Raw genomic sequence first — 22,184 nt, forward strand, 5'->3', positions numbered from 1 at the left:
AATTCAGGAGTTTTGCGGTCACGGATCAGCAAAATTGATGCGCCCGAGAAATGGCTGCTTTTCAACGGGCAAACCGGGCGCTATGCCTCAAAACATGACGGGTTTGATATCGCTTTATGACACGCAGGTGGCCGACGGCACCCTGACCAGAGACGACGCGCAAGAGGCCGTTCTTCCTCATTTCGAACGTATCCGGGCGGCATTGGCCGAACCTGTGAAACGGGGGTTCTTTCGAAAAGCCCCGCCGCCGCCCAAAGGTTTATATCTGTGGGGCGGAGTCGGGCGCGGAAAATCCATGCTGATGGACATGTTCGTCGACTCTTTGGCAGACATCCCCGCCCGCCGAGTGCATTTTCACGCCTTTATGCAGGAAATCCACGCAGGCATGCACAAGGCCCGTAAGGATGGAGTTGAAGACGCGTTGGCTCCGGTGGCCGCCTCGGTGATCAAGTCCGCGCGCGTACTGGCATTTGACGAAATGCAAATCACCGATATCACGGACGCGATGATTGTTGGTCGTCTGTTCGATCTGCTGCATGAAGGTGGCACCGTGGTCGTGACGACATCGAACCGCCATCCGGATGACCTGTACAAGGACGGGCTAAACCGTCAGCTATTTTTGCCCTTCATTGCACATATCAAAGAACAGCTTGAGGTGTGGGAGCTGATCTCACCCACGGATTACCGCCAAAACCGGCTAGAAGGCGCACCTGTTTACTTTACACCCATAGGCCCCGAAGCACGCGCGAGCATTCGCAGCGTCTGGAATGACCTGGCCGGCGGGACGGCGGACCCGCTGATCCTGCAGGTCAACGGTCGTGCGGTAGAACTGCCCGCCTTTCGAAATGGCGTGGCGCGGGCCAGTTTTTACGACCTTTGTGGAAGGATGCTGGGCCCGGCAGATTATCTTGCTATCGCGGAAGAGGTCAAAGTTCTGGTCCTTGAGGACATCCCGCGCCTGTCGCGCAATAATTTTAACGAAGCCAAACGGTTCGTAACGTTGATCGATGCACTGTATGAGGGAAAAGTCCGCTTGATCTGTTCAGCTGCGGCAGAACCCGAGATGTTGTATGTCGAAGGTGAAGGCACATTTGAGTTTGAACGCACCGCGTCGCGCCTGCGCGAGATGCAGGATCAGGATTGGGGGCAATAGGAGCGCTGCCCCCGCCGCGCTTTGCGCGACTCCCCCGGGATATATTGGCCAGATGAAGCTGTGCGGATGCGCCTTTTTCAGCCGTTCTCGCGCAGAATATTACCGGCCAAGTATAGCGATCCACAGATCAGAACCCGCACCTGCGGGTCATCTTCAGTAATCTTTTTCAGGGCCTCGGCCACACTATTGGCAGTAGACGCTGCTAGCCCAACCCGAGCGGCAGATTTAGCAGTGTCTTCGGCGCTCAGTGTATTGACCTCACCCGGGATAGAAACTGCCGTCAGGCTTTGCGCCTGAGCGGCAAGCGGCGCCAGATACCCGGTGACGTCCTTTGTGTTCAACATCCCGCAGATCATGTGGGTTGGACGTGCAGGCAGCTTCGCCAGTAGATCGGCCAATGCCAAACCTGCGGCGGCGTTGTGACCGCCATCCAGCCAGAGTTCGGCCTCGGGGGCCTGTTCGACCAGCGGGCCGGTTTTCAATCGCTGCATGCGGGCTGGCCATTCAGCCTTGGTCACCGCAGCCTCATAGGCGTCTTCCCCAAGATCCAGATGACGCAATACCGCTAGCGCGGCGCCGGCGTTTTGATACTGATGTGCGCCCAACAGATTTGGCAGCGGTAGATCGCGCAGGCCAGTTTCGTCCTGATAGACGAGCCGCCCGTTTTCTTCGGTGACGTGCCAGTGTTGGCCATGCACCAACAAAGGTGCACCCAGACGCGCGGCAGTGTATTCAATGACCTCCAGCGCCTCATCCTGTTGCGGGCCAACGATGCAGGGAACACCGGGCTTGATGATGCCGGCCTTTTCCGCTGCGATCTTGCCCAAGGTATCGCCCAGATATTGTTCATGGTCGATTGAAACCGGCGTGATGACCGTCACCGCCGGGTCGTGAATGACATTGGTCGCATCCAACCGGCCACCCAACCCGACCTCAAGCAACGTGTAGTCCGCCTTGGACCGGGCAAAAGCCAGCAGGGCCGCGCAGGTCGTGATCTCAAAATACGTGATGTTCTCGCCACCATTGGCGGCATAACATTCGTCCAGAACCGCCGTCAGATCCGGTTCGGAAATCAGTTCACCCGCCAGACGAATACGCTCATGAAACCGGGCCAGGTGGGGTGAGGTGTAGGCATGGGCGGTCAGCCCTGCCCCTTCCAGCCCCGCTCGGATCATGGCCTGGGTCGAGCCCTTGCCGTTGGTTCCCGCGATGTGGATCACCGGCGGCAGTTTGTTTTGCGGATTGTCCAGCGCGGCCAGCAGACGCCAGACACGATCCAAGGTCAGGTCAATGATCTTGGGATGCAGCGCCATCATCCTTTCCAGGATGACGTCCGATGTCTGAGGGGTCATTTCTCTTCCGCGTCTTCAGCCGGGGCTTCTGCCACTGCATCTTCGGATTCGGGCGCTGGCAGATCACCTTTGACCGCCGGAGGCTGGTTCATCAACATCCGCGTGATGGTGATCAACTCATCGCGCATTTCGGTCCGCTTGGTCACACGGTCCAACATGCCGTGATCCAACAGGTATTCGGCACGCTGAAACCCTTCGGGCAGCTTTTCCCGGATCGTCTGTTCGATCACGCGTGGACCGGCAAAACAAATCAGCGCATTGGGCTCTGAGATATGGACATCACCCAGCATCGCGTACGAAGCCGTCACACCGCCCGTTGTTGGGTGAGTCAGCACTACGATGTAGGGCAGATTTGCCTCTTTCAGCATTTCTACTGCCACGGTTGTGCGGGGCATCTGCATCAGGCTCAGGATACCTTCCTGCATCCGTGCGCCGCCAGCGGCCGAAAACAGGATCAGCGGGCGCTTTAGCTTCACCGCCTCTTGCGCGGCCGCGATGATCGCGTTGCCGACATACATGCCCATGGATCCGCCCATGAACGAAAAGTCCTGCGCAGCTGCCACAATCGGGGTTCGGCCAATTTCACCAAGGGCGACCAGCATCGCTTCTTTCTCGCCCGTTTTCTTTTGGGCGGCTTTCATCCGGTCGGGGTACTTTTTCTGATCGCGGAATTGCAGCGGATCGTCTTTGGGCGCGGGAACCTCGACCTCGGTAAAGATCCCACCATCAAACAGATGATCGAACCGCTCGCGCGGAGTGATCGCCATGTGATGATCGCACTGGGTGCAGACATTCTGGTTTTCTGCCAACTCACGGTGAAACAGCATGGTTCCGCATTCATCGCATTTGTGCCAAAGATTCTCCGGCACTTCTCGGCGCGAGAAGATCGAGTTGATCCGTGGGCGGACGTAGTTTGTAATCCAGTTCATATCGGAACCTTGGCTTGTGCGGCTTTGACGTCAAATAAGACGCTACGGAAAGAAATGCAATCAACGCCTGAGCGCAACCCGCGCTGTTAGCCAACTGACGATCATCACAGCAAAATCCACATACAGCCATTGCCGCAGCGCCCCGGTATCCGACATGTCGTAAGGAAGCAGATACAATGCCAGACCACTTAAGCCATCGGGTAAGGAAACAAACAGCAGAGCGACCATATTGTTGAACAGGTGCAATGCGATAGCAGGCCCCAACGTCCCTGACCGTGCCGTCAGATCCGCCGCCATCAGGCCGAACATCCCGGACCACACAGCAACCAATAGCGCGTTGTCTCCGGCCGCGCCGGGGGCATAGTGACCTGCCGCGAACAAAATCGACGGTACGCCCAACCAAATAACCGGCGATCGGAATCGCGCTGCCAGACTTTGCTGAATGTATCCCCGAAAAAGCACCTCTTCAGCGCTTGTCTGAATCAGCACTGCAAAAAGCGAGAAAGGCAGAAGCAACAACCAGGTCGACAGTGCCAAATTCTGCGTCAGCGTTGCGCCCATGCCATATGGCGGCAAGATGGCCACGACGATCCCAACGACCAGCAATGCCTTAAAAACATTCCAAAATTGCCCAATGCCCGCGCGCCATGGACCACAGATTGAGCTCAGAGTTCGGTGTTGTAGGCGTTTTGCAGCGATGGACACGCCCAATGTGATGAAGCCAAAGCTTGCCAGTAGCACCAAAAGTGCAACCGGGGATGCGCCAGTCAGCAAGCCTTGAGCCCACTCCAAGGACCCAAGACCCGCAACCAATCCAAAAAGTAGAAAATTGAGCAGGACGCCAACTACGCCAACAATGGTCAGCCCGACCAGCAGGCGCCAAAGCTCTGGCCGTGCGCGCGAAGGTGCAACCAGTCGTTCATGCGCCATGTATCTGCCGGGGCGGGCGTCAGGCATTGTCGGCCGTGTCCCGGTTCGGCTCGTCATCATCGAAGATCAATGAGGTTGCATTGGCGGCGTTCAGCCTTTCGGAAATCGTAGTCAGATAGCCGGCAACCGTTTGCAGCAGCTGCATTGCAACACCTGCGTCACTTTCAATAACCGCGCGCAATTCCTCGGCCCCAATGCGCAGGAACGAACAATTCTTGACCGCAACCAAATCAAATTGCCGAATTTCGCCTGTGATAATCGACAAGTCTCCGATCAGACGCCCCGGCTCGATGACCGAGATCGTACGCGCGGTTCCGTTCCCTTCATTCCAGATCAGGTCGGCTTCGCCCGAAATACACAGATAAGCGGCATCTGGAGTTTGCCCTTCGGAGAAGATGATCTGCCCGGCTGCGGCATCGTACCATTGCGCCGAAAACGCCAGAAGGCGCTGGTTGCGACCGTCAATGCCGGAAAACAGCTCGGTCGACGAGATAATCTTGAGCTTACGGCTCAGGTCATCCGTTGAGCTGGCCTCTTCTTCTGGGCGGGTCCGCGAGACGCCGTCAATTCGACCATCCTTGATCTCGACGAACAGATCATAGGCTTCGGGATGGGCAAAGTAATCCTCCATGAAGACCATTATTGAATCCGGCAACAATTCCCGCAGTTTCAGCCGGGTTCTCAGCCTGCTCTCGGAATCATGGCTGGCCAGAGCTTTGTCCAGGATCAACACATCAGGACGCTTGATTCCAGCGCGCGAGAATGCGGCGCGTTCCTGAAATACCGTCGGCAGATTATTCCCACCCAGACCCGAGGGCAGGTCATAGATAATGGCTGCCGCCCGGCGGCGCAGGCCAGCTTCGTTCATGGCTTCGGCGACGACATCTTCGATTTCATCCGTGTGTGCCCCTGCCATCAAAGAAACCCGCCCGAACAGGGCATTTTCCATGACAGTCATGCGTTCAATATATGCATCCGGCGTGACCGGAACGAACATCCCATCCATCGAGGCACGAAGCTGTTCCGCTTGCCCCCTTCGGATGGCCAAGATCTTTTCTTTGTACTCGTCCGGAAAATCAGGCCCGATCTGTTCCGCGGTCAGCAGGAACGGAACGGTCAGCAACAAGGCACGCTCGCCCTCGCTGATTGCTTCATCCCCTTTGGCTTTGCGCCGATCCTCGATATCAAGCAAACGGTGGAACATATCCTTGGCCATACCCAGACGAAGGAACAGCGGGTGATCTGCCCCGTCCCGCCCAAACGTCTGGTGCAGTGTTTCCAGCACCGCGCTTGCAATGCTCATTGCGTCATCATCCAGATCGTTATGGCGCAGCATCCACATGAACCGATCATCGCCCGCCAGAATATCCGGTGAGATATCACGCGACGGAGCGGCAAACAGCAGGTTGCCCCCCAGCGGTACAGCCGGGTTGAAGCGGTCCGGTTCGAACCGATAGACATACCGCGCCAGGTCTTTTTCTTCCAACCTCTGCGCGACCGTGTCGCGCAGATTTACGATATCACGTGCAAGGGCAGAATGTTGCACTGGATCGAACTGGGTACGTAATGTCCGGCGGAACATGAATTCGTCGATGCCCATCGCCTCGACCAGCTGGAACCACCAGTTGCGGATATCCTCGATGTCTTCCAACCCTGCCAGGCCGGGATCGATCCACTCATCCGACAGGGAATCCGGAGGGTTCCCGGCCCGCACCGCTTCGATTTGCCACCGGCTTGGGGCCTTCTTCGCGTCGGTTTCGTGTTGTGGATGGGTTCGCAACGGCATCAAGAGGTTGTCACCCAAAGTCCCGTCAAACAGATAGGGCCGCGAATAGGCATAGCCGATCCGCGCCGCAATTACCGTCTGATGGAGTTTTAGCAGATCGTGACCCGCAATTGTGACGCTGCCTTGTATCGGCAAAAGCTCTCGTGTCAGTAGTTGCGCCAACGCGCCGCGCTCGGCGGCGCTTGACGACTGGATAGCAACGCGGGCACCCTTGGGGATGGTCAGGTCGATATCTTCAAGGATGGTTTTCCCGTCATCATCGCGCACTGTTACATTGCGCAGTTCGATATCGCCGCTGAGATGCGGAATGGACTCTGGCTCACCCACAAACAGCTCTTCAGGGATCATGTTGTCCGGGGCAAAACGTTCAATCACGATTTCCCAGCGCAAAGACATATCTTGAACCTGGTTGTAATAGGTCAGCAAGTCTTTCCATGGGCCACTAAGGTCCTTGTATGCCCCAAGCGCCGCGACCAACGCGCCCACTGTCACCTCACCCGTGATCGCCAGATAGCCACCGACCGAATAGAACAGGAACGGCGTCATCTGAGTAATCAGATTGTTGAGGAACTTCATAAAGAACTTCTTGTTGTAGATCTTGAACCGGATCTCGAACAAGGTTCCCAACCGATGGCTGAATTGTGCCAACCGATAGCGCCAGCCGCCATTGGCCCGCAAATCGCTGATGCCCGCTGCGCTTTCGCCAATTTCTGAGCTGAGGTGGCGGACCTGCTGAATACGTTCCTTGTTCAGCAGGTTGATCTGGCGCTGCAGTTTGGGGATCAGCCATGCCTGCAACGGAATCAACGCGATGCTGGCCAGACCGAACCAAACGCTTTGCATGAACAGAAAAGTGACAATGGTCATCATTTGACCAAACTGGAACACCGGCTGGGCAATCGCATCACCCATCAGGCCGCCCATCGGTTCGGCCTCAGAGGTGATCATTGAAACAAGTTCACCTTGGCTGGTGGTGGCAAAATACGATTTCGGGAATCGCATCGCGCGGTGAATCAGCGTGAACCGAAGCCGGCGCAGCATACGCTCGGCTAATATGCCCTTCATCGTGTTGATGCGCATCTTCATCAAGCCGCTGGCGATTACAGTGGCCAAAAATGCAAAACAGAGGATAAGCAGATATTGGACCTGCGTGAAGGTGAACCCAAAAAGTGTAACGCTATCGTTGGGCGCACCAATTGCGTCGTTGATGATCTGTTTTGGCAGCTCAAGCGAGGCGTAGAGAAACGGAAACGACAACACCGTCAGAAACAACAGCACAAGCTGCTGCTTTTTCGAGTGTTTCCAGATGAACGAAAATAGTGTGGGTTCCATGCCCCGGCCTTGCCTCAAAGAATTTAGTACGCGGTTTTTCGGATAATCCAAAGCAATCAGGTGCCGGACGGTACGCACAGTCCCAGATGATTGCAAGAACGGCGATCGGGGCCTTAGCAGACACAACCAAAACCGCCCAGTCACAACAACGTTAGTGTCGGATAGTTTTATGCGGATTTCACCAATTCGGCCTTATCCTCGCCGTTGTCTTTGACTAAAGAAGGTCAAGTTCAGACGATGGGATCATGGGCAAACTTCTCGATCGATATCTACACCGCAAAACTATTGCGCGTTGGCAACGGGCCGTTCAAGACGCGGCCGGGGCCACGAACCCCCAATTGCGTCAACAGCGCGACGAGGCGCGCAAACTGCGTGCGCAATTGGACCGTTTGCTACGGGAAGCAAACGAAAGACTAACGCTGCCCCTGATTGGATCAAAGCAATTCCCCAAGCCGCTGGGTACTGACTGGTGCTGGCGACCTGATTTGTGGCGGGGTCCCTTGCCCCGACCTGGTCTCGCCTCAATCCCGCGTAAGGTCGAGTTGGATCAACAGGTAAAGATATTCCATGACTGCGCTCTATCCGAGATCAGTGTGCGACAGGCACGAAACATGGACGAAAAGGACCTGGCCGCTTTTGGGCTTGGCGTCGAAGTGTTTGGCTTTGCGGGGTCATTCCTTTCTGTGTCGCTGGATTTGCCGCCTGAGGCAGTGCAAGGATTGACGCGGCAGCACCTGATGCGGGTCGATGCCCAGATTGAAACAGAACGTCCGCTGGACGTGACCGCGCGATTGAATATTCGGCACGGCCCAAACACTGATTCCGTTCCACGGTCTCTTGATTTGTCGACAAGTTCGAATGTTCTGGATTTCGATCTTGCCAATTTGCCGCTGAACGAACGGCGTATAGACAAGATCTGGCTGGATCTGGTTCTGACCAATCCGGCTATGAACCGCATAGTTCTGCGGGACCTGACCCTTTGTCGCCACCACCGCGCCGACATGTGAGAGCATTGGCAATGACACAACCAACCTTGACCCCAACCCTGTTCGAAAACGGCATCTGGCGCGGGTACCTACAGGCCGACACTGAACTGCATGTCGAAGTCCGTTACATGGGCCAGGCGCTGGAGGGTGTATTCATGACCGCCACCGATGGTGGTTGGGAGCTGAGTGTGCCAGTGCCATCAACCGCGATTGCCGACGGTGTTCATTGCTTTGTAATAGCCGATGCAAACACATCACAGAAGATCGGTGAATTCACAATCATTGCGGGTGCATCAGCCGCGGATGATTTGCGGACCGAAATCGCTTTGTTGCGGGCGGAGCTGGACTTGTTGAAACGGGCATTTAGACGGTCTCAGGCACCTTCGGACTGATCCGGGATTTCTTCGTTTCCAAGGCTTTGTCTATCTTTCAGGCGAAATCCGTGCATCATAAATGTCATCCGAAGCAACCCGGGTGCGAAAATGGACCGCAGCAGTATCGTCAAGGTCATCGCTCTGATGGTGACAGGGTTCGGGATCGGTATCGACTTTACCGGCGCTCTTATACTTGTCCCAGCCATCGAAAACAGCTTTGACGCTGATATTACCAGCACCCAGTGGGTTCTGAACATCTACGCCTTGTTTTTTGCCATGACCATGGTCGCCGGGGGGCGCATGGGGGACATGTTCGGGCATCGCAAGATGATGATCATCGGGCTGGCAATCTTTCTATTTGCGTCCGTCATGTGCTTTGTCTCTCCCAGTCTCGATTTCCTGATCGCCGCGCGTGCTTTGCAGGGGATTGGTTCGGGTTGCGTCTGGCCTTGCACGCTTGCTTTTGGCGCCACCAAAGTCTCGCGCCCCGAACACCGCGCCATGATCATGGGTATGATCCTCGCCGGTGTGACCAGCGGCAATGTCTTTGGTCCTCTCATAAGCGGCGCCGCAGTCAGCTTTGGCGACTGGCGCTTGTTCTTTCTTGCAAACGTGTTGTTTTCGACCATTTCGATGGTTACGGCCCTGATCCTTATGGAGCGTGAAACTCAACACAAACAGGGCGAACATATCGATTTCGCCGGAATAGGTATTCTTTCGTTTGCTGTTCTTTTGCTTCTTTACGGGCTGGACATCGGTGCGGACTGGGGCTGGACGTCTGTCCCGCTGCTGATGTTGTTTTTCGTCAGCGCCGCGTTGTTCTTCTTTTTCCCGCAGGTCGAGAAGCGCGTGAAAGAACCTCTTTTATTGCCTCAAATGATGCAAAACCGCGAGTTTCGGATCACGCTGGGACTGAACATGTTCAACGTGTCGGCGGCATTTGTAGGGCTGCTATACTTCCCTCAATACATGCAAAAGGTCCTTGGTTGGTCCGTGTTTGAATCCGCGATTGGGCTTGCCCCACTGACACTCCTGCTGGCCGTCGGCTCAATTGTTTCGGGCACGCTTTATAATGATTTCGGGCCAAAGCGCCTGCTGTTCTGGGGGTATTTGATCGCAACGACCGGCGCTCTCAGTATTATTATCTTGCCGGCGGGGCTGGGATATTTTCAGATTTTGCCCGGCATGGCGATGATCGGGCTGGGCGCAACGTTGACGGTTGGGCCATCAGGCACTGCAGCCGTTTGCGCCGTCAAACCTGAACGCGCCGGACTTGTTGGCGGGCTGAGCTTTATGACCCATCTGGTATACGGCGCTATATCCGTCGCCTTCGCGACCGCAATAATGTATGTCGTCAGCCTGTCCAGCCTCAGTAAACAGCTGGTTGCGGATGGGATCAACATGTCTGCAACCGATCAAAAGGCGATCAACGGTGGAACGCTTACGACCGGTACGGCCCGCGCTATCATGGAAAAGCTAAGCTCGGAAGAGGCCGATAAGGTCAAATCCGCCGTCGCTGCCGCATTCGATGCAGGTATGAACATGGCCTTTGTTTTTGCGGCCATCTCGGTCTCGATAGGCATTGTTCTGGCGATGATGCTTGACGAAGAAAAACTGCACAAGGTTGAGGGCTGATCCCGGCCTTTGCAGAAAGGGCCGCCTGTATCGGCGGCCCTGTTTGTCTTATTGAGACGGTCCGTTGGGATTGAACGCCGACAAACCTTTGAGGATGTCGATGGCGTAGGCCAGCTGATAATCCTCTTCCCGCAATTCAGCAGTGGCTTCGGCTTTGGCGCGGTCTTCTTCGATCTGACGAATTTCATCTTCGCTTAGGCTGTCATTGTTCAGGCTACCGCGTAGATCAGCTTCGGACCGTGTCCGTGCGTTGGCTTCCTCTTCCTCGGCATCCGGTGCCGGGCGCGGTTGTTCTACGATGATGTCGGGGCTAACGCCAAGTGCCTGAATTGACCGGCCCGAGGGAGTGTAATAGCGCGAGGTCGTCAGACGCATCGCACCATCGCCACGCAGCGGCATGACCGTTTGCACCGACCCTTTGCCAAAGCTCTTGGTGCCGACAACGATCGCGCGACGGTGGTCTTGCAGCGCGCCGGCCACGATTTCCGATGCAGAGGCGGACCCGCCATTAATCAGGACAACGATTGGTTTACCTTCGGCCAGATCACCCGCTGTTGCATTGAAACGCTCACCGTCGCTTGGGTCACGACCACGGGTGGACACGATCTCGCCTTCGTTCAGGAACGCGTCCGAAACTTTGATCGCCTGGGTCAGCAGCCCGCCAGGATTGTTCCGCAGGTCAAGGACAAAGCCATTGACCTTGTCCAGACCACCAGCTTCTTCGATCTGTTCATTGAGGCCTTCCTGCAGGTTCGGGAAAGTCTGGTCGTTGAATGTGGTGACACGCAGAACAACGCTGGTGCCTTCGGTTCGGGCACGCACGGCTGTTAGCTTGATGGTGTCCCGGATGATGGTGATATCAAACGGCTCTTGCTCGCCCTCACGGACGACCGTGATCACGATTTCCGACCCAACCGGGCCACGCATCAGATCCACGGCCTTGTCCAATGTCAGGCCAAGGATGCTTTCCCCATCGACATGAGTGATGAAATCACCCGCTTCGATCCCCGCCTCATCTGCCGGGGTATCGTCGATCGGCGAGACAACTTTGACATAGCCTTCTTCCTGCGTGACCTCGATGCCTAATCCTCCGAATTCGCCACGTGTCTGCACACGCATCTGCTCAGCATCATCTGGCGAAAGGTAGCTGGAATGCGGATCAAGCGACGTAAGCATACCGTCGATGGCCGCTTCGATCAGCTCTTCCGGCTCCACGTCTTCGACATACTGGGCGCGGATACGTTCAAAAATATCCCCGAACAGATCCAGTTGCTCGTACACGCTGGCCTTCCGGTCAGCCTCTTGCGCCAGCAAAGGACCAGCAATTTGTGTAGTTGCGATTACACCTGCCACGGTTCCGGCCAGACCGGCCATCAGAAATTTCTTCATACTCGTTTATCCATCCTTGTCGGTCCGAAACCATGATTCCGGGTCCACGGGGCTATTATTCTGTCTTACCTCTATATAGAGCGTTTCTGACCGGCCAGTTCCAGTGCCATCACTGCTTGTTGACAAAATTGCGCCGATTTCGGGCGATTCACCCGGCATTAAACCCACCGGAGTGCCTTCGGGGATCACCTCGCCCATGTCTCCGTAAACGTCTTGCAACCCGGCGAACACGAACAACAAGCCCGGTTGCGGCTCGAGGATCATGACGTTCCCGAGCTCCAGCAATGGTCCACGATACCGGATCGTTGCCGCAGTCGGCGCTGTAACAATTGCCCGAGGACGGGTGGCCAGAACCACACCGGGGCGCGTCACACCAGCCGCGTCAGTCTCATCCGCGCGGTGCAAAACTACGCCTTGGGTCGGCAATTCAATCCGCCCCTTGCGGTCAGAGACATCCGCATCTGTTTCGGCAATTTCGCCTTCCGAGATTTCGGACAATCCACTGGCAAAGCCGTCCAACGTCTCGGTTGATGAAATCAGGATGGCCGTGCGAACCGGATCTTCGACAAAGCGACGGGGCAAATCCGTGCGGTCAGCGATGGCTTCACTGAGGCTGGTGCGCGCGTTTTGCACACCGGTTAACCCTTCGACCAGAGTGTCTGCAGCACTTTGCTGAAGCTTCCGAAGGGTCTGGACCTCTTGCAGATCATGGGCCAGTGCCTGCGCGCGCGCGTTCAGTCCGGGAGTAACTTCGGACAGCATCATGCCTGCCCGTGCGGAACCTAGGGGCCCGGACGGGTGCAGCATCAGAACGGGTGGTGCCGTGGTCTCAATGGTCTGCAATACACCCAGAAGCTGCGCGACCTCCTGTTCCCGCGACCGCAATTCTGCTGTCAGCTGTGCCTCGCGGGTCGCTGCCATGCGCAACCCGTCCCGCATCGCTGAAAGCCCGGCCTCATAAGCCTGGATAGTTTCGGTCAGGGCACGCACGCGGTCGCGGGCACCGTCGGCTTCGGTCAAGTTGATCGAGGCCTGTTCTAGCATGCGCGCCGCATTCAAGGCCGCCGTGGACGGATCATTCTGCGCGCTGGCAGGCGACGCGAAACACATCGCAAAGATAAGCGCGCGCATCCTCATGACAGCAGGCTCTTCCCCGTCATCTCGGGTGGTTGCTCAAGACCCATCAGTTCTAGCAGCGTCGGGGCCAGATCGGAAAGGCGGCCGCTTCGCAGCGAGACACCTTTTGGCCCACCGACCAGCGCCACGGGAACCGGGTTCAGAGTATGCGCGGTGTGCGGCCCGCCGGTTTCGGGGTCAACCATGACCTCGCAATTGCCGTGATCCGCAGTGACGATCATCGCGCCACCGACCTTGTTCAGCGCCGCTACAACCTGCGACAAGCCCTGATCGACGGCCTCACATGCCTTGATTGCGGCTTGCAGATCGCCCGTGTGACCAACCATGTCGGGGTTGGCATAATTGGTGATGATCAGGTCATAGCCTGCCTCGATCGCCTCGACAAACTTCGCCGTCACTTCGGCCGAAGACATCTCGGGCTGCAGGTCGTAGGTGGCCACTTTGGGCGATTTCGGCATAAACCGGTCTTCGCCTTCCTCGGGCGTTTCCTTGCCGCCATTGAGGAAGAATGTGACATGGGGGTATTTTTCGGTCTCGGCCAGACGGAACTGGCGCAACCCCTTCTTGGCAACCCACTCACCCAGAGTGTTCACGATTTTCCGCTTGGGGAACACGGTTGTCATATAGGCATTGTGACCGTCGGAATATTCGACCATTCCCAACAGGGCGGAAAGCTGCGGGCGCGGGCCGGTATCGAAGTCCGAAAAGCCCGGTTCGCCAATCGCGCGCAAGATTTCACGGGCGCGGTCCGCTCGGAAATTCAGACAGAAAACCCCGTCACCATCCTGAATGCCGTCGTAACCTTCCAGAACAGTGGGAGCGATGAACTCATCGGTTTCAGACTGGTTATATGCGTGATCCACAGCGCCATGCGCGGTTGTGGCAGCCCGACCCTGGCCTTTGACCATCGCATCATAAGCCTCGCTGACGCGTTCCCAGCGATTGTCCCGATCCATTGCAAAATACCGACCACAGACCGTGACGATGCGCGCCCCGTCGGGCAAACGATCTTCAAGCTCAGACAGGTAAGTAAATGCCGATTTCGGAGCGACGTCGCGCCCGTCCGTCATGGCGTGCAGCGCCACCGGAACGCCTGCATCAGTAATAGCCTTGGCAGCAGCGACGATGTGATTCAAATGGCCATGGACGCCACCGTCCGAGACCAAACCCATCAGGTGCGCCGTTCCACCTGCTGCCTTCACCTTTGCTATGAAGGTCTGCAATGCGGCATTGTCGAAAAAGCTGCCATCTTCAATTGCCAGGTCGATCTGCCCCAGATCCATCGCAACAACGCGGCCCGCCCCGATATTGGTGTGACCCACCTCGGAATTGCCCATCTGGCCGCTGGGCAAGCCAGCATCCGGGCCATGTGTAATAATGGTCGCGTGCGGCCCATTGGTCATGATCGCATCAAAGGTCGGAGTATTTGCAAGGTACGGCGCGTTAGACCGTGTGTCTTCGGACAGGCCCCAACCATCAAGAATGCACAGGACGACGGGTTTGGGGGCGGTCATTGCGGCTCTCCGGATTTCTGCTCTGGTCGGTCTTGTATCGCCTGCCCTCGGGCAATTGAACCTTATTTTGTGCGCGGATGTGCAGATTTAATACTCAGTCCGCTCAATCCTTGTTTATCAAATCCGTATACGGACGCGTCGTGCGACCACGATACTTGACGGTCAGGTCCAGCGGCGCATCGTTTTCATCATAGACCCCGACCACGATCCCCCTGCCCCGGCTTTTGCTCCGCATCTCAATCAACTGCTGTTCCGACCGTGTCGTGCGCTGCGACTGGCGGCGTGTCCAAACGAACAGGTGGTCGTACATTGTGGCAACAATATCGGCGTGATCGGCACTGTTCCCCAGATCAAACAGGATAGACCGATGACCGCCTTCGCAGTGGATCAGCTTCCACTTTTTGTTGGCTGCCATGAACATGACTGCGTCCCGGACAGAGGCATTTAACATGTCTGCAATTGGTGATGCCGAGTAATCGTACTCACAAATCACCGCGTGGCGGGGTGTTTCGTTCAGCTGCCCATGCAGGATCGGAAGCAAGGAGTGTCCCTCAAGAATATGCCCTGCGATCTCACCGCCCGCCACATCCACAAATGTCGGAGCAAGGTCGATGGATTCAACCAGTGCATCGCTTACAGTGCCACGCGTTCCGTCTGCTTCGGGTGACGGGTCATAGATAATCAGTGGCACCTTGGTTGATGCGTCCTGAAAGAACGTTTTCTCGCCCATCCAGTGATCGCCCAGAAAATCGCCGTGATCGGAGGTCAGCACGATCATCGTGTCCTCCATCCGGCCAGTTTTCTCCATCCAGTCAAACAGTCGCCCCATCTGGTCATCGGCCTGTTTGATCAGCCCCATATAGGCCGGGATCACCGCATCACGTACATCCTGCCGCGAGAATGTCTGCCCGACTTTAGTATCCATGAATGCCTTGAGCACCGGATGCGCATTCTGACGTTCCGTGTCGGAGCGCACGACCGGCAGAACATGTTCCGGCCCGTATATCGAGGCATAAGGTTCCGGCACGATGTATGGCCAATGCGGCTTGATAAAGCTCAGATGACAGCACCACGGGCCATCATGGGTGTCCATGAATTCGATGCCACGTCCGGTCAGATAAGGGGTTTCGCTGTCCTTTTCCGCTATGTTGGCCGCCTCGGTTGAGTTCTTTAAAAACCAGCCGAACAGGACATTGCCGTCCTCATCCAGCCCCGAATTGGCAAAGTCGTGCCAGGGGTTGTCACTCTCATACCCTTTAGCAGCCAGATGCTTATTGTATTCCTGTGCGCCATCCGGATCATAAAATCCGTCGGGTCCTTCAGGCAGCATACCGTCATCGCGTTCATATACATCAAACCCGCATTCCGCGACACGCGCGCCGATCAGACTGTCAGGCTCCAACCCCAGCCGCTCCATTCCTTCCGCATCTGCGCGCATATGGGTCTTGCCGACCAACCAGCAGTCCATGCTTGCGTTGCGCAGGTGATCCCCCATCGTGATTTCACCAACTTTCAGCGGAATGCCATTCCATGAGGCGCCGTGTGAATGCACGTAGCGGCCGGTATAAGTCGACATGCGCGAACTGCCGCAAATCGGGGACTGGATGTAGGCCCGATCAAAGCGGACTCCGTCAGCAGCCAGTCGGTCAATGTTTGGGGCGTGCAAATGCGGATGCCCGTAACAGCTAAGATAATCCCAGCGCAGCTGATCGAACATGATAAACAGGATGTTTTTGCCTTTGGCCAAACCCGCGCTCTCCCGCAAGATGCCTCAGGGGTCTATTTAGCCATTACCATCACTATAGCGAAGCGCAATCTGCGTTCAGGCCTGACGCTCCATCTGCTCAAGCATCTTTTTGGCACGTTTGCATTGCAACTGATCACGCAAGGGCGAATTGGGATCGACATCCTTTTTGCAGACCACACATTTGTCCGCGCCCGAGATTGCGTTCAGACCACCACAGCTGCCTTTGATCGTCTTGCCCATCAGCATGACGCCCAGCGACATGCCAACCACGATGATCAAAAGCAGAAAAAACGCTATGAAAAAGGTGCTCATCCCGGTTCCTACCTGTCAGTTGGTGCCCAGTGCGTCTTTGAACGCAGTGCTGTGAACCGTAATATAGGCATCGTCGCCGCCTGTCACATCCCGCGAGATAAAATACACGGCAAGTTTATGTTCTTCTGCCAGCTCCAGGCCCTTATCCTGACCCAGCGCTAACATCGCTGTCGCCCAGGCATCAGCCATCATCGCATTTTCGGCCAGAACCGTGACCGAGGTCGTGCGATGCGTGATCGGACGACCTGTTGTTGGATCGATGATATGCGAATAACGCACGCCGTCCTGTTCAAAGAAATTCTTGTAGTCGCCAGAGGTCGCCATACCGAGGTTGTCCAGCTCAACTACCAACTGCAGGTTTTGGGCCCCTGCTTCGGGCTTTTCGATCCCGATCCGCCAAGCCTCACCCTTGTCGTTCTGGCCCATGGTGACCAAATCACCGCCGATCTCGACCATATAGTTTTCGATCCCAGCGTCGCGCAGAGTCGCAGCCACCGCGTCGATGCCATATCCTTTGGCGATTGCTGACAGGTTGATGCCCACACTAGCATCTGATTTGGCCAAAGTTCCGTTGTCGCTGTCCAACATCAGCAAGCGTTCCTGACCAACGCTTTCCAACGCCGCCTGTATCTCGGCATCTGATGGCACCGGATCTTCTGGCTTGCGCGGACCAAAGCCCCACAGTTCGATCAGCGGGCCAAGCGTTACGTCGAACGTGCCGCCCGATTTTTCGTGCACGTCATTTGCTGCACCTAAAACCAGCGCAAATTCTTCGGAAACCTCAGTGGGTTCAGTGCTGGGCGACGCCGAAAATGTCGAAACCTCTGAGTTGGGGTCCCAGTTGGACATCTTGGCGTTCACGTCTGCCAATGTCTCTTCCACGGCAGAGCCCAATGCAGTCTCATCCACATCCGTGCCGATAGCGGTGATGTTGAATGTGGTACCCATGGTCTCACCGGACAGGCGCACAACCTCGGGTTCTTTGTCAAAGAGACATCCGGAAACAAGTGTTGCAACAGCCAGAACAGGCAAAAGGCGCATCGAGAGACCTCCAGAGGAAAACCGTGCCCGGCATATGCCAGCGGCCCCATGCAGAGTCAAACCGACTTCACAGCTTTAGCGGCAGGAAGCCTAACATAAGTAGCCCAATGCCGGCCGGCACACCGAACAACCAGGCTTTTTTTTGCCAGCCAACCGGCTGCTGTTTCCAGGCCATTCTAAAGTTATGCCCGCATACGACCACGGCAAAGAAAATCAGCACTGCGACGGGCGGGGTAAGGTACAAGTCAGACAAAAGGCCGGATATCCTTGTTTAGCGGCAGTTTTCCCCGGTTTGGGCATTTGCACCCTATACAGATCGCATTGCTGCGGTAAGGTGTAAGGGAAGCCATCTCAAAAATAAGAGGAGATTGCCAATGGCCCCAACCTCATATCAGCCCCCAACCCGCGGCGACAAGACCGATACAAGCACGCATAGCCAATCGGTTGAATCCAATCTGTCGCATTCGCAGACGACGGTGGCAAAATTGCTTGCGGGTAAAGGGGATGCTGTATTTGCGGTGCGCCCAAACGACACAATCCATTCGGTCGTGAATACCCTCAGTGAAAAGCGGATTGGTGCCGTGGTCGTGACCGACCAGAACGGTACCCTTCAGGGTATTCTGTCCGAACGCGACATCGTCCGGCGCATGGCTGACACGCCCGGCCAGACCTTGCCACAATCAGTCGAGGATCTGATGACGCGCGAGGTCAAGACATGTTCACCAGACGATTTGTTGAATGATGTCCTGAAAACCATGACCGAAGGACGTTTTCGCCACATGCCCGTTGTTGGCGACGGCAAACTGCGCGGCGTCGTCACAATCGGTGACGTTGTTCATTTCCGGCTGAAAGAGCTCGAGTATGAAGCGTTACGCATGAAACAAATGATCGTAGGCTGATCCTTCCGGCAGAAATCCCTTGACCTTGGCTGACTGACAGTATCCTTGATGCCAAAATTTGTTCGGTTATAGGTCGAGGGTAAATGAAGCACGTTCTGGTAACGGGTACAGCGGGATTCATTGGGTTCCATCTTGCAAAACTGTTGCTTTCGGAAGGATTCCGGGTGCACGGCTATGACGGGATGACCGATTACTACGATGTCGCGTTGAAAAACCGCCGGCATCAGATGCTGTTGCAAAACCCTGGGTTTTCCGTCACCGAGGACTTGCTGGAAAATCACGAAAAACTCAAACAGGTTGGAGATGACTTTAAGCCTGACGTGATTGTGCACCTGGCTGGTCAGGCAGGCGTGCGTTACAGCCTGGAGGATCCGCGCAGCTATATCGACTCGAATATTGTGGGCACATTCAACGTGATGGAGGTTGCCCGCGAACATAAGGTTGAACACCTGTTGATGGCGTCCACCTCGTCGGTCTATGGCGCGAATGAGGTGATGCCCTTCACCGAGGTCGAAAAGGCCGACACGCCTCTGACCATCTATTCAGCTACCAAAAAGGCCAACGAGGCCATGGGCCATTCCTACGCGCATCTTTGGAACCTGCCCACAACTATGTTTCGGTTTTTTACCGTTTATGGCACTTGGGGGCGGCCGGACCTGGCGCTTTACAAGTTTGTGGATGCAATTCTGGATGACCGTCCGATCGATATCTACAATCATGGCGACATGTATCGCGATTTTACCAATGTGGATGATCTTGTCCGCGGAATCCGGCTGTTGATTGACAGCCCGCCCGTGCGCCCCGACAGCGCAGATGACATCGAAGAAGGCGACAGCCTTTCGCCCGTAGCGCCCTGGCGCGTGGTCAATATCGGAAATGGCGACAAAGTGCGCCTGTTGGATTTCGTCGAGGCGATCGAAGAAGCTGTCGGCAAGAAAGCAATCAGAAACTATATGCCCATACAGATGGGCGATGTCCCGGCCACTTGGGCCGATACCGATCTGTTGCAGCGATTAACCGGGTATCGCCCACAGACCGATTTCAAGGTCGGGATTGCCCAGTTCGTGGAATGGTTCCGCGAATATCACGAAAAATGAACTGAGTGCCGCATGCTCGAAACAGACCCCAATTCCCGCAAAATTGCCGTCATTGGCCTGGGTTATGTCGGCCTGCCACTGGCAGTGGCGTTTGCCGGGGTGGGCCCGGTCATTGGGTTTGATATCAATGCCAAACGCATTGACGCGTTGCGCGCGGGGCAGGATAGCACTCAGGAAGTTGCCCCCAATGATCTGGGCGCTGCGACAGGTTTGACCTTTACTTCGGGACCTTCCGATCTGGCGGGATGTGATACCTTTATCGTTACGGTTCCAACGCCAATCACGGCGGGCAAACAACCGGATTTGTCGCCCTTGCTGAGTGCGTCCGAGACGGTCGGGCACATTCTGGAAAAAGGTGACCTGGTGATCTACGAGTCCACGGTCTATCCCGGCGCGACCGAGGAAGACTGTGTGCCAGTGCTCGAACGGGTCTCCGGTCTTAAATTCAACAGGGATTTCTTTGTCGGATACAGCCCGGAACGGATCAATCCCGGTGATAAGGCCCATCGCATCTCGGACATTTGCAAGGTCACCTCGGGCTCGACACCCGAAGTTGCCGATTTGGTAGATGCGCTTTATGGCCGGATTATCGCGGCAGGTACACACAAAGCGGAAAGCATCCGCGTAGCCGAAGCCGCGAAAGTTATCGAAAATACTCAACGCGACCTGAACATCGCGCTGGTCAATGAATTGGCGATGATTTTTGGACGCCTGGGCATTGATACCGATGCCGTTTTGCGCGCAGCTGGAACCAAGTGGAATTTTTTGCCCTTCCGTCCTGGCCTGGTCGGCGGACACTGCATCGGCGTCGACCCTTATTACCTGACACATAAGGCAGAGGCGGTCGGCCATCATCCACAGATCATTCTGGCCGGGCGACGCCTGAACGACAGCATGGGCAGCTATGTGGTGTCGCAACTGGTGAAGCGGATGACTCGCGTCGGGATTGACGTCGGATCGGCGCGCGTGCTGGTAATGGGGCTGACATTCAAGGAAAACTGCCCGGATCTGCGCAACACCAAGGTCGTCGACATCATAGACGAACTGAAGGATTACGGTATTGAGGTAGATGTGCATGACCCGCACGCCGATGCCTCCGAAGCACAGGTCGAGTATGGCATTTCCCTGGTCGACACCCCTAAGGAACACGCCTATGACGGCGTCGTTTTGGCCGTCGCACATCGAGAGTTTTTGGATGTAGAGCCCGCGCAAATCAGAGCGTTCGGAAAAGACACAAGCGTGGTCTTCGACGTCAAGTCGGTCCTGCCGATAGAGGCCAGCGACCTTCGCCTTTGAGCACAAAAGAAAACCGGCGCGTATGAGCGCCGGTTCTTTATTTCTTACCCGCCGAAATCGTCAAGCATGATGTCTTCGCGGTCCACGCCCAAATCCAGCAGCATGTTGATGACCGACTGATTCATGATTGGTGGGCCACACATGTAGAACTCACAGTCCTCAGGTGCGGGGTGGTTCTTGAGATACTCTTCGAAAAGAACGTTGTGGATGAAGCCGGTGTAGCCTTTCCAATCGTCCTCTGGCTGCGCATCCGACAGGGCAACATGCCATTCGAAATTGTCGAATTCCTCGGCCAGAGTGTCGAAATCCTCGACAAAGAACATCTCTTTCTTAGACCGTGCGCCGTACCAGAAGCTGATTTTGCGGTCGCGATTTTCCAGACGCTTGAGCTGGTCGAAGATGTGGCTGCGCATGGGCGCCATACCGGCGCCACCGCCGATAAAGACCATCTCTTTCTGGGTGTCGCGGGCAAAGAATTCGCCAAACGGGCCCGAGATGGTGACCTTGTCACCCGGTTTCAGGTTGAAGATGTAAGACGACATCTGACCGGCTGGTATACCTTCGGAACCGGGAGGTGGCGAGGCAACGCGGACGTTCAGCATGATCATGCCTTTTTCGTCCGGGTAGTTGGCCATTGAATACGCGCGCTCGATCGGTTCGTTCACAACCGATTCATACTGCCACAGATTGAAGCGGTCCCAATCTTCGCGGTATTCCTCTTCCACGTCGAAATCAGTGTATTTCAACGCATGCGCAGGGGCTTCGATCTGGATGTATCCGCCAGCGCGGAAATTCACGTCCTCGCCCTCGGGCAAATCCAGGGTCAGCGCCTTGATGAAGGTCGCCACGTTTTCGTTCGAGCGAACCGTGCATTCCCATTTCTTAACGCCAAAGACCTCTTCGGGAACTTCGATGTTCATGTCCTGCTTGACCGCAACCTGACAGGACAGGCGGTCGCCGCAAGACGCTTCGCGCTTGGTGATATGGCTTTCTTCAGTCGGCAGGATCGAACCGCCACCTGAATGAACACGCACGCGGCACTGCGCACAGGTGCCACCACCGCCGCAGGCAGAAGGCACAAACAGCTTTTCGGCCGCCAGTGTCTGCAGCAATTTGCCACCTGCGGGAACGGAAATGGTTTTTTCGCCGTTGATTGTGATGTTCACATCGCCAGTCGATACCAGTTTCGAACGGGCGGCCATGATGAGGGCCACCAAAGCGACAACGATCAGGGTGAAAAGGACGACGCCTAGGCTAAAAGTTTCCATTCATCCC

General features: G+C 56.0%; 18 protein-coding genes. 7 read left to right on the plus strand and 11 right to left on the minus strand.

Features of this window, described 5'->3' with window-relative positions:
- Positions 1-94 precede the first annotated feature (94 nt).
- On the plus strand, positions 95-1,153 hold the full coding sequence (zapE, locus tag AC2FIO_RS11830) for a cell division protein ZapE (RefSeq protein WP_282169502.1): 1,059 nt from the start codon (positions 95-97) through the stop codon (positions 1,151-1,153).
- 77 nt (positions 1,154-1,230) lie between these two features.
- On the opposite strand, the gene AC2FIO_RS11835 is transcribed toward zapE, so the two are convergent.
- The 4 genes from AC2FIO_RS11835 to AC2FIO_RS11850 are packed head-to-tail and all read right to left on the minus strand — an operon-like array spanning position 1,231 to position 7,482.
- Positions 1,231-2,505 (minus strand): bifunctional folylpolyglutamate synthase/dihydrofolate synthase, encoded by a 1,275-nt coding sequence (locus AC2FIO_RS11835; RefSeq protein ID WP_496697808.1) that lies wholly within the window; start codon positions 2,503-2,505, stop codon positions 1,231-1,233.
- Entirely contained in the window at positions 2,502-3,434 is a 933-nt protein-coding gene (gene accD / locus AC2FIO_RS11840; RefSeq protein WP_058272084.1) for an acetyl-CoA carboxylase, carboxyltransferase subunit beta, read from the minus strand. Before accD ends, AC2FIO_RS11835 begins: the two co-directional genes overlap by 4 nt.
- A 60-nt stretch (positions 3,435-3,494) precedes the next feature.
- Positions 3,495-4,391: a CPBP family intramembrane glutamic endopeptidase gene (locus AC2FIO_RS11845; RefSeq protein ID WP_496697810.1), complete on the minus strand. Its 897-nt coding sequence runs from the start codon at positions 4,389-4,391 to the stop codon at positions 3,495-3,497.
- Positions 4,384-7,482 (minus strand): ABC transporter transmembrane domain-containing protein, encoded by a 3,099-nt coding sequence (locus AC2FIO_RS11850; protein ID WP_496697812.1) that lies wholly within the window; start codon positions 7,480-7,482, stop codon positions 4,384-4,386. Before AC2FIO_RS11850 ends, AC2FIO_RS11845 begins: the two co-directional genes overlap by 8 nt.
- A 245-nt stretch (positions 7,483-7,727) precedes the next feature.
- Between AC2FIO_RS11850 and AC2FIO_RS11855 the strand changes: the two genes are divergently transcribed.
- The 3 genes from AC2FIO_RS11855 to AC2FIO_RS11865 all read left to right on the plus strand — a co-directional run bounded on the left by AC2FIO_RS11855 (position 7,728) and on the right by AC2FIO_RS11865 (position 10,477).
- Positions 7,728-8,489, plus strand: coding sequence for a DUF6478 family protein (locus AC2FIO_RS11855; protein WP_496697814.1), 762 nt, complete (start codon positions 7,728-7,730; stop codon positions 8,487-8,489).
- Between the two features lie 11 nt (positions 8,490-8,500).
- On the plus strand, positions 8,501-8,860 hold the full coding sequence (locus AC2FIO_RS11860; protein WP_496697816.1) for a hypothetical protein: 360 nt from the start codon (positions 8,501-8,503) through the stop codon (positions 8,858-8,860).
- Between the two features lie 90 nt (positions 8,861-8,950).
- Complete coding sequence (locus AC2FIO_RS11865; RefSeq protein ID WP_496697818.1) at positions 8,951-10,477, plus strand: MFS transporter; 1,527 nt, start codon at positions 8,951-8,953, stop codon at positions 10,475-10,477.
- Between the two features lie 48 nt (positions 10,478-10,525).
- On the opposite strand, the gene AC2FIO_RS11870 is transcribed toward AC2FIO_RS11865, so the two are convergent.
- The 6 genes from AC2FIO_RS11870 to AC2FIO_RS11895 form a co-directional block, all read right to left on the minus strand.
- A complete protein-coding gene (locus AC2FIO_RS11870; RefSeq protein WP_058277149.1) occupies positions 10,526-11,866 on the minus strand; it encodes a S41 family peptidase in 1,341 nt (446 codons plus the stop codon).
- Between the two features lie 6 nt (positions 11,867-11,872).
- Positions 11,873-13,003, minus strand: a complete 1,131-nt coding sequence (locus AC2FIO_RS11875; protein WP_282119417.1) for a murein hydrolase activator EnvC family protein — start codon at positions 13,001-13,003, stop codon at positions 11,873-11,875.
- Positions 13,000-14,517: a 2,3-bisphosphoglycerate-independent phosphoglycerate mutase gene (gene gpmI / locus AC2FIO_RS11880; RefSeq protein WP_496697821.1), complete on the minus strand. Its 1,518-nt coding sequence runs from the start codon at positions 14,515-14,517 to the stop codon at positions 13,000-13,002. The genes AC2FIO_RS11875 and gpmI overlap by 4 nt, the downstream gene beginning before the upstream one ends.
- Positions 14,518-14,620: 103 nt before the next feature.
- Positions 14,621-16,264 (minus strand): sulfatase-like hydrolase/transferase, encoded by a 1,644-nt coding sequence (locus AC2FIO_RS11885; RefSeq protein ID WP_496697823.1) that lies wholly within the window; start codon positions 16,262-16,264, stop codon positions 14,621-14,623.
- Positions 16,265-16,339: 75 nt separating this feature from the next.
- A complete protein-coding gene (gene nqrM / locus AC2FIO_RS11890) occupies positions 16,340-16,576 on the minus strand; it encodes a (Na+)-NQR maturation NqrM (protein WP_496697825.1) in 237 nt (78 codons plus the stop codon).
- A gap of 15 nt (positions 16,577-16,591) precedes the next feature.
- Entirely contained in the window at positions 16,592-17,617 is a 1,026-nt protein-coding gene (locus AC2FIO_RS11895) for an FAD:protein FMN transferase (protein WP_496697827.1), read from the minus strand.
- A gap of 374 nt (positions 17,618-17,991) precedes the next feature.
- Here AC2FIO_RS11895 and AC2FIO_RS11900 point away from each other — a divergent pair, with 374 nt between their 5' ends.
- From AC2FIO_RS11900 to tviB, 3 genes are all read left to right on the plus strand, one after another.
- Positions 17,992-18,516, plus strand: a complete 525-nt coding sequence (locus AC2FIO_RS11900; protein ID WP_058277144.1) for a CBS domain-containing protein — start codon at positions 17,992-17,994, stop codon at positions 18,514-18,516.
- Between the two features lie 83 nt (positions 18,517-18,599).
- The gene (locus AC2FIO_RS11905) at positions 18,600-19,613 is read left to right on the plus strand and encodes an NAD-dependent epimerase/dehydratase family protein (protein ID WP_496697829.1); all 1,014 of its coding nucleotides are present in this window, start codon (positions 18,600-18,602) and stop codon (positions 19,611-19,613) included.
- Positions 19,614-19,625: 12 nt separating this feature from the next.
- Complete coding sequence (tviB, locus tag AC2FIO_RS11910) at positions 19,626-20,909, plus strand: Vi polysaccharide biosynthesis UDP-N-acetylglucosamine C-6 dehydrogenase TviB (protein ID WP_496697831.1); 1,284 nt, start codon at positions 19,626-19,628, stop codon at positions 20,907-20,909.
- A gap of 44 nt (positions 20,910-20,953) precedes the next feature.
- Here tviB and nqrF read toward each other — a convergent pair whose 3' ends face one another.
- Complete coding sequence (gene nqrF, locus AC2FIO_RS11915) at positions 20,954-22,177, minus strand: NADH:ubiquinone reductase (Na(+)-transporting) subunit F (protein ID WP_058277141.1); 1,224 nt, start codon at positions 22,175-22,177, stop codon at positions 20,954-20,956.
- Between the last annotated feature and the right edge of the window lie 7 nt (positions 22,178-22,184).

Source organism: Ruegeria sp. CDSB086 (assembly GCF_059611065.1).

Coding starts and splice junctions, on each gene's coding strand:
- AC2FIO_RS11895 (WP_496697827.1), bottom strand. CDS start 17,617: ATGCGCCTTTTGCCTGTTCTGGCTGTTGCAACACTTGTTTCCGGATGT.
- AC2FIO_RS11905 (WP_496697829.1), top strand. CDS start 18,600: ATGAAGCACGTTCTGGTAACGGGTACAGCGGGATTCATTGGGTTCCAT.
- nqrM (WP_496697825.1), bottom strand. CDS start 16,576: ATGAGCACCTTTTTCATAGCGTTTTTTCTGCTTTTGATCATCGTGGTT.
- accD (WP_058272084.1), bottom strand. CDS start 3,434: ATGAACTGGATTACAAACTACGTCCGCCCACGGATCAACTCGATCTTC.
- AC2FIO_RS11865 (WP_496697818.1), top strand. CDS start 8,951: ATGGACCGCAGCAGTATCGTCAAGGTCATCGCTCTGATGGTGACAGGG.
- nqrF (WP_058277141.1), bottom strand. CDS start 22,177: ATGGAAACTTTTAGCCTAGGCGTCGTCCTTTTCACCCTGATCGTTGTC.
- AC2FIO_RS11845 (WP_496697810.1), bottom strand. CDS start 4,391: ATGCCTGACGCCCGCCCCGGCAGATACATGGCGCATGAACGACTGGTT.
- AC2FIO_RS11875 (WP_282119417.1), bottom strand. CDS start 13,003: ATGAGGATGCGCGCGCTTATCTTTGCGATGTGTTTCGCGTCGCCTGCC.
- AC2FIO_RS11860 (WP_496697816.1), top strand. CDS start 8,501: ATGACACAACCAACCTTGACCCCAACCCTGTTCGAAAACGGCATCTGG.
- tviB (WP_496697831.1), top strand. CDS start 19,626: ATGCTCGAAACAGACCCCAATTCCCGCAAAATTGCCGTCATTGGCCTG.
- zapE (WP_282169502.1), top strand. CDS start 95: ATGACGGGTTTGATATCGCTTTATGACACGCAGGTGGCCGACGGCACC.
- AC2FIO_RS11850 (WP_496697812.1), bottom strand. CDS start 7,482: ATGGAACCCACACTATTTTCGTTCATCTGGAAACACTCGAAAAAGCAG.
- gpmI (WP_496697821.1), bottom strand. CDS start 14,517: ATGACCGCCCCCAAACCCGTCGTCCTGTGCATTCTTGATGGTTGGGGC.
- AC2FIO_RS11835 (WP_496697808.1), bottom strand. CDS start 2,505: ATGACCCCTCAGACATCGGACGTCATCCTGGAAAGGATGATGGCGCTG.
- AC2FIO_RS11900 (WP_058277144.1), top strand. CDS start 17,992: ATGGCCCCAACCTCATATCAGCCCCCAACCCGCGGCGACAAGACCGAT.
- AC2FIO_RS11855 (WP_496697814.1), top strand. CDS start 7,728: ATGGGCAAACTTCTCGATCGATATCTACACCGCAAAACTATTGCGCGT.
- AC2FIO_RS11870 (WP_058277149.1), bottom strand. CDS start 11,866: ATGAAGAAATTTCTGATGGCCGGTCTGGCCGGAACCGTGGCAGGTGTA.